Raw genomic sequence first — 8,368 nt, 5'->3', positions numbered from 1 at the left:
GCGGGGGCGGGCGGGCCGCCGCCCCCCCCCCCCCCCCCCCCCCGGGGGGGGGGGCCCCCCGGGGGGGGGGGGGCGGGTGGGGTGGGGGGGTGGTTACGGCTGGTCGAGCCGGATGGCTGCGGCCGGGCAGACCGCGGCGGCGTCCTGGACGGCCTGGTGGAGGTCGGCGGGGGGTGCGGCGTCGAGGAGGACGACGATGCCGTCCTCCTCGCGCTGGTCGAAGACCTCGGGGGCGGCGAGTACGCAGTTGCCGGCGCCGCAGCACTTTTCCTGGTCGATGTGGATGAGCATGGCTTTCCCTTCGGAGGATCGGTTCGGACTCGGGGGGCCGTTACCAGGCGAGGGGGAGCTCGTGGACGCCGTAGATGAGCATGTCGCCCCGGAAGCGGATCTCCTCGAACGGTACGGCCAGGCGCAGTTCGGGCAGTCGCTGCAGGATGGTGTTCAGCGCGATCTGCAGTTCCAGCCGGGCCAGGGGCTGTCCGAGGCACTGGTGGACGCCGAAGCCGAAGGCCAGGTGGAGGCGCGCGTCGCGGGAGAGGTCGAGTTCGTCGCCGTCGGGGAACTTCTGCTCGTCCCGGTTCGCGGTGCTGATCATGCAGATCACGCCCTCGCCCGCCCGGATCCGGACGCCGCCGACGGTGACGTCCTCGGTGGCGACCCGGGTCAGGCCGGAGTGCACGATGGTGAGGTAGCGCAGCAGTTCCTCGACGGCGCCGGCGACCGACTCCGGGTGCTCGCGCAGGTGGGCGAGCTGGGTGGGGTTCTGCAGCAGGGCCAGGATGGAGAGTGCGGTCATGTTCGCCGTGGTCTCGTGTCCGGCGACGAGCAGCAGCCGGCCCATGGCGCCGATCTCCTCGGTGCTCAGCTCGCCGCGGGCGACCAGGCGGCTGAGGATGCCGTCGTCGGGCTCGGTGCGCTTGGAGTCGGTGAGCTTGACCAGGTAGTCGGCCAGGTTCTTCTGGGCGATCTGCACCTCTTCGACCGAGGAGTCGCGGCGCAGCAGGACCCGGCTGCACTCCTGGAAGAAGTCGTGGTCCTGGTAGGGCACGCCGAGCAGCAGGCAGATGACCAGGGACGGCAGCGGCAGCGCGAACTCGTGGACCAGGTCGCCGGAGTTGCGGCCGGCGGTCAGCTCGTCGAGCAGGTCGTCGGCGATGCGCTGGACCTCGGGGCGCAGTGCCTCGACCTTCTTGATCATGAATTCGCCGGTGAGCATCCGGCGCAGCTGGGCGTGCTCCGGGTCGTCCATCCGGATGAAGGTCCGCTGGCCGGTGCTCAGCTGCCGGGCGCCGGCGCTGATGAACGGGAAGCCGGGCCGGGCGGCGTCCGAGCTGAAGCGGGCGTCGCTGAGCACGGCCTTGATGTCGTCGTGGCGGGTGACCAGCCAGCTGGGGGCGCCGTCCCAGAGGGCGATCCGGCTGATCGGTTCGTCCTGCTGGGCCTGCTGGTAGGCCGGCGGCGGGTCGAACGGGCAGCCGCCACGGGCGGCGGGGTGGGTGAACTGGGGGTGGTGAGCGGCGGTGGCCATCATGGGCTCCCTTCGCGGAGCGGATTTGCCGGTGGCGCCGAGCGGATGGGCCTGCGGTGCCGTGGGGTAGCGCCCGGGACCATTGCATGCCCTAAGCAACTAACTCACCGTCACGCTAACTCGCGGTCAGTGGTGGCGAAAGGGTCCATCCGGTGGCGAACGAATCTGTCCGGAAACCGGTCAGTGGTCGAGAGGGGAGCCACTCCTCGAACGGGGTCGCTACAGTTCCCCCATGCCGGACGCAACAGACAATCCGACCGCCACCTCCGAACTGGAGGAGGTGCTGGCCTCGCTGGCCTACCTGCTGACCCGCTCGCAGGAGCACGAGCGCCAGACGGCGCGGGCCGGCATCACGGCGGCGCGCTCGGACGTCTACCTGCTGCGCGCGCTCGCCGAGGCCGAGGAGGTCAGCCGGGTGGGCGACCTGGCCGCCCGGCTGATGGTCAAGCCCTCCCACGTCACCCGGCAGATCGACCGGCTGCAGACCCAGCAACTGGTGGAACGCACCCCGGACGCGCTGGACCGCCGGGCCCGCCAGGTGGCGCTCACGGCCGAGGGGCGGGCGATGCTCAACCGTCTGAAACAGGCCAACATCGCCGGTCTGGCCAATGCGCTGGACGGCATTCCGGCACCGGACGTCGCCGCCACGGTCAGCGTGCTGCGCCACTTGGTGGACCGGTACGTGCGGCAGGTCCGGATCAAGATGCTGTCCGAGGACGCCACGCCGGCGGACCGGGCGGTCGGGGGCGTCGGGAGCGTCGGGGGCGTCGGGGGCGTCGACTCGGGCTCGTCCCACTGCCCCTGACGCGAGGGCCCGGCAAGGGAGGGGGCGCCGGAGCGGGCGCCCCCTCCGAGGTCAGGACCGTGTGGCGATCAGGACCGTACGGCGATCAGGACCGTGCGGCGATCAGGGCGGCCAGCCCGTCCAGCCCGCGGTCGACGGTGTCCGGGTCGACCTGGCTGACGGAGAGCCGCAGTTGCCGCTCCCCGCCCGCGCCCGGGTAGAAGTGCGACATCGGGGTCCAGATCACCCCGTACTCCGAGGCCGAGAGTTCGAGCAGTGCGTCGTCCACCGCGAACGGCACCGTGACCACCAGGAAGAACCCGCCGCGCGGCTCGTTCCAGCTCACCCCGCTGCCGGGCGGGAATCGCCGGGCCAGGCCCGCCAGGACGAGCGCGAGGTTGCGCCGGTAGAGCGCGGCGACCTCGGTGTTGGCGGCCCGCAGGCTGTAGCCGTGTTCGAGCAGTGCCCCGCCGATCACGGCCTGGGCGATCGGTGAGGTGTTCACCGTGGTCATGCTCTTGATCATGCCGAGCAGGTCGGCCAGCAGGTCGGTACCGCCCGCGCCGTCGGCCACCGGCTGGTCCGCCACCACGTACCCGACCCGGGCGCCCGGGAGGGCCGTCTTGGCGAAGGAGCCGAGGTGGACGACCCGCCGTTCGGTGTCCAGGGCCTTGAGCGAGGGCAGCCGCTCCTCGCCGGCGAAGACGCAGTACGGGTTGTCCTCCAGCAGGAGGAAGTCCTCCTCGGCGGCCAGGGCGAGCAGCTCCCGCCGCAGCTCCAGCGGCAGGCTGGCCCCGCTCGGGTTGGCGACGTCCGGTACCAGGTAGAGGGCGCGCGGGCGCAGCCCCTCGGCCCGGGCGGCGGCCAGTTGGCGGCGCAGGTCGGCGAGGTCCACGCCGTCCGGGCCGTCGGCCACCGGCCGTACCGGGAGGTCGGCGAGCAGCGCCGCGCCGGTCAGCCCCACGTACGTGGGCGAGACGGCGAGCACCACGTCCTCGGGGCCGCGGCGCAGTGCCCGCAGCACCAGGAACATCGCCTCCTGGCAACCCACCGTCACCACGATCGACTCGGCGGGCACCTCGATGCCCTCGTCCACCGCGAGGTGGGTGGCGATCAGCTCGTGGATGATCCCCTTGGTCCGCCCGTACTGGAGCACCTGCCGCCGGGCCGCCTCCTCGGAGAGCCCGCGCTCGGCGCGCAGGTGGGCGACGTAGCGGTCCAGGTGGCGGTGGACGGCGTCGAGTTCGAAGAACTGCTCCGCCGGGCGGCCCGCGGCGAAGGAGACCGCCTCCGGGTAGCGGATGGAGATCTCGTTGAGCAGGTTCATCGAGGTCATCGCCGGGTCGGCGAGGGAGGGGTGCAGGTCGGCCCGCAGCAGGCCGCGGGGTGGGGCGGTGGTGGTCACGGGGCACTCCAGGTGGGGCAGGGCATGGGGGTGGTGCGCAGCGCGGCGGCCGCGCTCAGGTCGGCGCAGCCCGCGAGGCCGAGCGCGTGCCGCAGCTCCGCGGCCAGCAGGTCGAGCACGTGGGCGCAGCCGGCCTCGCCCCGGGCCGCCAGGCCCCAGATCATCGGGCGTCCGAGCAGCACCCCGGACGCCCCGAGGGCCAGGGCGGTGAGCACGTCCGAGCCGCCGCGCACCCCGCTGTCCAGCAGCACCTGGCAGTCGCGGCCGGCCAGCGCCTCGGCGACGGCGGGCAGCGCGGTGATCGAGGGGACGGCCCGGTCGAGCTGGCGGCCGCCGTGGTTGGACACCACCACGGCCTCGGCGCCGAGTTCGGCGGCCCGCACCGCGTCCGCCGGGTCGAGCACCCCCTTGACCATCAGCGGCAGGCTGGTGTGCTCGCGCAGCCAGGCGAGATCCGCCCAGGTGACGGCGGGGGAGAGCAGCTCGGCGGTGTGCGCGGCCACGGCCGAGACGGCGGTGGTGGCCTGGTGGGCCCGCCCGGCGGCGCCGTCTTCGAGCAGGACCGCGCGGACGTCCGCGGGCAGCGCGAAGGCGTTCTTGGCGTCGCGCAGGCGGCGGCCCATGAACGGCACGTCGGCGGTGACGACCAGGCACTCGCTGCCCGCCGCCTCGGCCGCCGCGACCAGGTCGAGCAGCCGCCCCCGGTCGCGCAGCCAGTACAGCTGGAACCAGAGCGTGGCTCCCGTCGCGGCCAGGTCCTCGAAGCCGACGCTGCTGAGCGTGCCGACGGTGAACGGCACCCCCGCCGCGGCCGCCGCCCGGGCCGAGGCCAGCTCGCCCTCGGGGTGGAACAGCCGGTGGTACGCGACGGGCGCCACCGCCACCGGCAGGCTCGCGCGGCTGCGCACCAGGGTGGCGGCGGTGTCGCAGGCGGAGACGTCGGCCAGCACCCGGGGCACCAGGGCCAGTTGGTCGAAGGCCGCCCGGTTGCCGGCGAGGGTGCGCTCGCGCTCCGCGCCGCCCTCCAGCCAGTCCCAGACCTCGGGCGCGAGCGCGGCCCGGGCCGGCTCCGCGTACTCGGCGACGGAGAGTGGCTGGGTGGAGGGTGACTGGGAGGGGAGCGGCTGGGCGGAGGGCGACGGGGCGGAGGGCGGCTGGGCGGGGGAGGGCTGGTGCCCGGTCAGGGCCGGCGCGTTCATCCGGCCACTTCGCTGGCGCTGCGCTGGAGTTCGACGGCCTCGTAGAGGGCGCGGACGTTGTTGCTGCCGAAGGTGCGGGCCCGGATGCGCTCGATCACCTCGAAGAAGAAGGTGCCGCGCGGGTGCTGGGAGCGGGTGAAGATCTGGAACAGCTGGCCGTCGTGGTCCTGGTCGACCAGCAGGTGCAGGGCGCGCAGCTGGTCGAGGGAGTGCCGCAGCGGCGTCAGACGGGCGGGCAGCGCGTCGAAGTACGCGCCCGGGGTGCGCAGGAACGGCACGCCGCGCTCCGCCATCGCGGAGACGGAGTGCACGGCGTCGGCGGAGGAGAAGGCCACGTGCTGCACCCCGGCGCCGCCGTGGTCGGCGAGGAAGGAGGCGATCTGGCCGCCCGCGTCCGGGCTGAGCGGCTCGATCAGGGTGAGCGTGACGCTGTGGTCGGTGCTCTGCACGACCGCCGAGTCCATGCCGAGCGCGCCGACCTCGATCCGCTCCTCGAAGATCATCCGGAAGCCGAAGACCTCGCAGTACCGGCGGACGGTCTCGCGCAGCTCACCGGAGGGGACGCAGACCGCGAAGTGGTCGACGGAGCGCAGCCCCGTCGTACCGGCACCGGTCACGGGGGCAGCGTCCGGCAGGCCGGGGATCCGGTCGGCGGGGGCCTCGGGGCCGCGTTCGATCAGGGTGTGCACCACGTCGCCGAAGGCACCGACCACCGCCGTGACGCAGCCGTGCGCGGCCTGCGGCGGGCGCAGCCCGTCGGCGCCCCGGCCGGTCAGCGTCCGGTAGGCGTCGGCGGCGTCCGGCACCCGCAGGGCCAGTGCGCCCACGCCGTCGCCGTGCCGGGCCAGGTAGTCGGTGGCCGGGTGGCCGCCGGCCAGCGGCTGGGTGAGCAGCAGCCGGACGGTGCCCTGTCCGACCAGCGCCGAGAGGCAGCGCTCGGCGGCCTCGCCGCGCTCGGTGGGCGGGACGAGCAGCTCGAAGCCGTACTCGGTGGTCAGCCGGGCGGTCTCGGCGGTGAGGTCGGACAGGTAGAACTCGACGTGGTCCAGTTCGACGGGGAGCGGGGCGGCGGTGGGTGAGGAGCGGTCGGTCATCTGAGGAGCTTTCTGGTGAGGAGGAGAGGAGGTGTCGGGGGTGATCGGGCGATCAGGTGCGCTGGAGGTCCGGGGCGCTCCCGGGCTCGGTGGGGCTCTCGGAGTCGGCCGGAGGCTCGGTGGAGCTCTCGGGCTCTTCGGGGGCCTCGGTCCCGGCGGGGGCCTCGGATTCCGCGGGGGCCTCGGGCTCGGTCGGGGCCTCGGGCTTGCCGAGCAGGTGGACGGCCGCGAGCAGGGCGCCGAGCACCATCACGGCCAGCACGACCCGGAAGTCCAGGGCGGCCACCAGCCCGGAGCCGACGCCGACCGCGAGGGCCTGCGGGGCGGTGAGCGAGAGGTTGACGGCCGCCTGGGCGCGGCCCATCAGCTGGGGCGGCGTGGCCGCCTGGGCGGCCGTGGCGAGGCCGACCATGGCGGCCGGGATGCCCGCCCCGGCGATCACCAGGCCGGCCGCCACCACGGGGAGGGACGGCGCGAGCAGCAGGACCGTGCCGAGGCCGAACACCACCGACCCCGCCATGACCGTCCGGCGCGGCCCGAGCCGGCCGATCAGCAGACCGCCGACCACCGAGCCGCCCAGTGCCCCGACCGCCTCGATCGTCTCCAGCACGCCGAGGAACTGCGGCGGGCGGTGCAGCCCGTGCTGGGTCAGTGCGAACAGCACCGGCTGGAGCAGGCTCAGCACGAAGCCCGTGACGGCGGTGGCCGCCACCAGCGGGCGCAGCCCGGTCGCGCCGCGCAGGTGGGCGAAGCCCGCCAGTACCTCGGTGCGCCACCGGCGGCCCGAGGGCTCCGGCCTGGGCTCGTCCGCCCGCAGGCCGAGGAAGGCCAGGGCCGCCAGCAGCAGCACGCCGAGGTCGGCCAGCGCCACGGCGCGCCCGCCCAGCCAGCTGTAGAGGCCCGAGCCGAGCAGCGGCGCGACGAGCGTGGTTCCGGCCCGGGCGCTCTGGGTGAACCCGGCTGCTGCGCCGAAGTCCTGACGGTCTGTCAGTATCGTGCGCAGCAGGGCGCTCTGCGCCGGGGCCAGTACGGCCCCGGCGAGACCGCAGAGCGAGGCGGTGCAGTAGATGATCCAGACCCGGTCCGGACCGTCGACGAGCAGCAGGGGCGTCAACCCCACCGCCACCACCAGGTTGACCCCGACCAGCAGCGGTCTGCGCCGGACCCGGTCGGCGAGCAGGCCGCCCAGCGGCAGGAGCAGCAGCGGCGCGGCGAAGCAGAACAGCACCAGCCCGGCGGCGGAGTTGCTGCCGGTCAGCACCTTGGCCCAGATGCCGAGGGCGATGGAGAGGGCGCTGTCGCCGAGGACGGACAGGGTCTGCCCGGCGAGGTAGCGCCGGAACTCCGGGCGGGCCAACAGCGGGTGCATCGCGGTTCCTTCGCTGCGCCGACGGCGCTTCGGGGTGCTGGACGTGCTGGACGTGCTGGACGTGCCGTGTGTGCCGTGTGTGCTGAGTTGCTGGGCTGCTCGGCGCGTGGGGCGCGGACGGTGCGCCCTCACGCGCCGTGCGCGGGGACGTGCGGGGACATGCGGGACGTGCAGGGAGGTGCAGGGATGCACGGGGATGCGCGGACGCGGGGTGCGGTCAGGGAGCGGCGGGCGCGGTGGCGCCGAAGCCCTCGATCACCGCGTCGTTGGCGTCCTTCTCGCCGACGGCGATCCGGATGCCCTGCCCGGCGTAGTAGCGGACGGCCACCCCCCCCCGGCGCTCCAGCTCCGTCCGCAGGGGGAGCTGGTCACCCGGCGCGACGACCCAGAGGAAGTTGGTCAGGCTGGGCGCCACCGTCCAGCCCAGCCCCAGCAGTTCGGCCCGCAGGCGCTCCCGCTCGGCGGCGATCTCGGCGATCCGCCGGTCCACCTCGTCCTGGGCCGAGACGGCGGCCAGCAGGCCCGCCTCCTGGAGCCGGTTCACCGCGTACGGGACCTGGTGGTCCCGCACCCGCTGGGCCACGGACTCCTCCGCGAGCGCGTAGCCGATCCGCAGGGCGGCGATGCCGTGCGACTTGGAGAGGGTGCGCAGCACCACCAGGTTCGGCCACTCGGCGATCCGGTCCGGGACGGCCGGGGCCGCCCAGTCCCGGGCGAAGTCGACGTACGCCTCGTCCAGCAGGATCAGCGCCGTGGCCGGGACGCGGCGGAAGAAGTCCGTCAGCTCCGCCCAGGAGTAGACCGTGCCGGTCGGGTTGTGCGGGTTGCACAGCACGACGATCCGGGTGCGCTCGTCCAGCCGCTCGGCCATCGCGGCCAGGTCGTGCCGGGCGTCGGGGCCGAGCGGGACGGGGGGCGGGGCGCGCGCCGGGGCGCCGGAACGCCACGGGCTCCACGACCCGACCCACTGAGAGCAAAAAAAAAAC

Annotated in this window: 8 protein-coding genes; 1 reads left to right on the top strand and 7 read right to left on the bottom strand. The window is 74.3% G+C overall.

Annotated elements, in window-relative coordinates; translation table 11 throughout:
- Positions 1-93 precede the first annotated feature (93 nt).
- Together ACFV6I_RS21750 and ACFV6I_RS21745 are read right to left on the bottom strand one after the other, a co-directional pair.
- Positions 94-291: a ferredoxin gene (locus tag ACFV6I_RS21750; protein WP_063349674.1), complete on the bottom strand. Its 198-nt coding sequence runs from the start codon at positions 289-291 to the stop codon at positions 94-96.
- 40 nt (positions 292-331) lie between these two features.
- Positions 332-1,534 (bottom strand): cytochrome P450, encoded by a 1,203-nt coding sequence (locus ACFV6I_RS21745; RefSeq protein ID WP_380427095.1) that lies wholly within the window; start codon positions 1,532-1,534, stop codon positions 332-334.
- 229 nt (positions 1,535-1,763) lie between these two features.
- Between ACFV6I_RS21745 and ACFV6I_RS21740 the strand changes: the two genes are divergently transcribed.
- On the top strand, positions 1,764-2,336 hold the full coding sequence (locus ACFV6I_RS21740; protein WP_380427093.1) for a MarR family winged helix-turn-helix transcriptional regulator: 573 nt from the start codon (positions 1,764-1,766) through the stop codon (positions 2,334-2,336).
- A gap of 85 nt (positions 2,337-2,421) precedes the next feature.
- Here the strand turns inward: ACFV6I_RS21740 and ACFV6I_RS21735 are convergent, their stop codons facing one another.
- From ACFV6I_RS21735 to ACFV6I_RS21715, 5 genes are all read right to left on the bottom strand, one after another.
- A complete protein-coding gene (locus ACFV6I_RS21735; protein WP_063351474.1) occupies positions 2,422-3,651 on the bottom strand; it encodes a PLP-dependent aminotransferase family protein in 1,230 nt (409 codons plus the stop codon).
- 65 nt (positions 3,652-3,716) lie between these two features.
- A complete protein-coding gene (locus ACFV6I_RS21730; protein WP_380427091.1) occupies positions 3,717-4,919 on the bottom strand; it encodes an alpha-hydroxy acid oxidase in 1,203 nt (400 codons plus the stop codon).
- The gene (gene hppD / locus ACFV6I_RS21725; RefSeq protein ID WP_363374059.1) at positions 4,916-6,013 is read right to left on the bottom strand and encodes a 4-hydroxyphenylpyruvate dioxygenase; all 1,098 of its coding nucleotides are present in this window, start codon (positions 6,011-6,013) and stop codon (positions 4,916-4,918) included. Before hppD ends, ACFV6I_RS21730 begins: the two co-directional genes overlap by 4 nt.
- A 52-nt stretch (positions 6,014-6,065) precedes the next feature.
- Positions 6,066-7,382, bottom strand: a complete 1,317-nt coding sequence (locus tag ACFV6I_RS21720) for an MFS transporter (protein WP_063349679.1) — start codon at positions 7,380-7,382, stop codon at positions 6,066-6,068.
- A gap of 217 nt (positions 7,383-7,599) precedes the next feature.
- On the bottom strand, positions 7,600-8,368 hold a 769-nt coding region (locus ACFV6I_RS21715; RefSeq protein ID WP_380427088.1), incomplete at its 5' end, for a pyridoxal phosphate-dependent aminotransferase.

The organism is Kitasatospora sp. NPDC059803 (genome assembly GCF_042732255.1).
Classification (GTDB): domain Bacteria; phylum Actinomycetota; class Actinomycetes; order Streptomycetales; family Streptomycetaceae; genus Kitasatospora.
Note: the sequence above shows the minus strand (reverse complement) of the source record. Positions and strands in the feature narration are given on the sequence as shown.

Excerpts from the sequence above, each read along its gene's own strand:
- ACFV6I_RS21750 (WP_063349674.1), bottom strand. The coding sequence starts at position 291 with ATGCTCATCCACATCGACCAGGAAAAGTGCTGCGGCGCCGGCAACTGC.
- ACFV6I_RS21745 (WP_380427095.1), bottom strand. The coding sequence starts at position 1,534 with ATGATGGCCACCGCCGCTCACCACCCCCAGTTCACCCACCCCGCCGCC.
- ACFV6I_RS21740 (WP_380427093.1), top strand. The coding sequence starts at position 1,764 with ATGCCGGACGCAACAGACAATCCGACCGCCACCTCCGAACTGGAGGAG.
- ACFV6I_RS21735 (WP_063351474.1), bottom strand. The coding sequence starts at position 3,651 with ATGACCTCGATGAACCTGCTCAACGAGATCTCCATCCGCTACCCGGAG.
- ACFV6I_RS21730 (WP_380427091.1), bottom strand. The coding sequence starts at position 4,919 with ATGAACGCGCCGGCCCTGACCGGGCACCAGCCCTCCCCCGCCCAGCCG.
- hppD (WP_363374059.1), bottom strand. The coding sequence starts at position 6,013 with ATGACCGACCGCTCCTCACCCACCGCCGCCCCGCTCCCCGTCGAACTG.
- ACFV6I_RS21720 (WP_063349679.1), bottom strand. The coding sequence starts at position 7,382 with ATGCACCCGCTGTTGGCCCGCCCGGAGTTCCGGCGCTACCTCGCCGGG.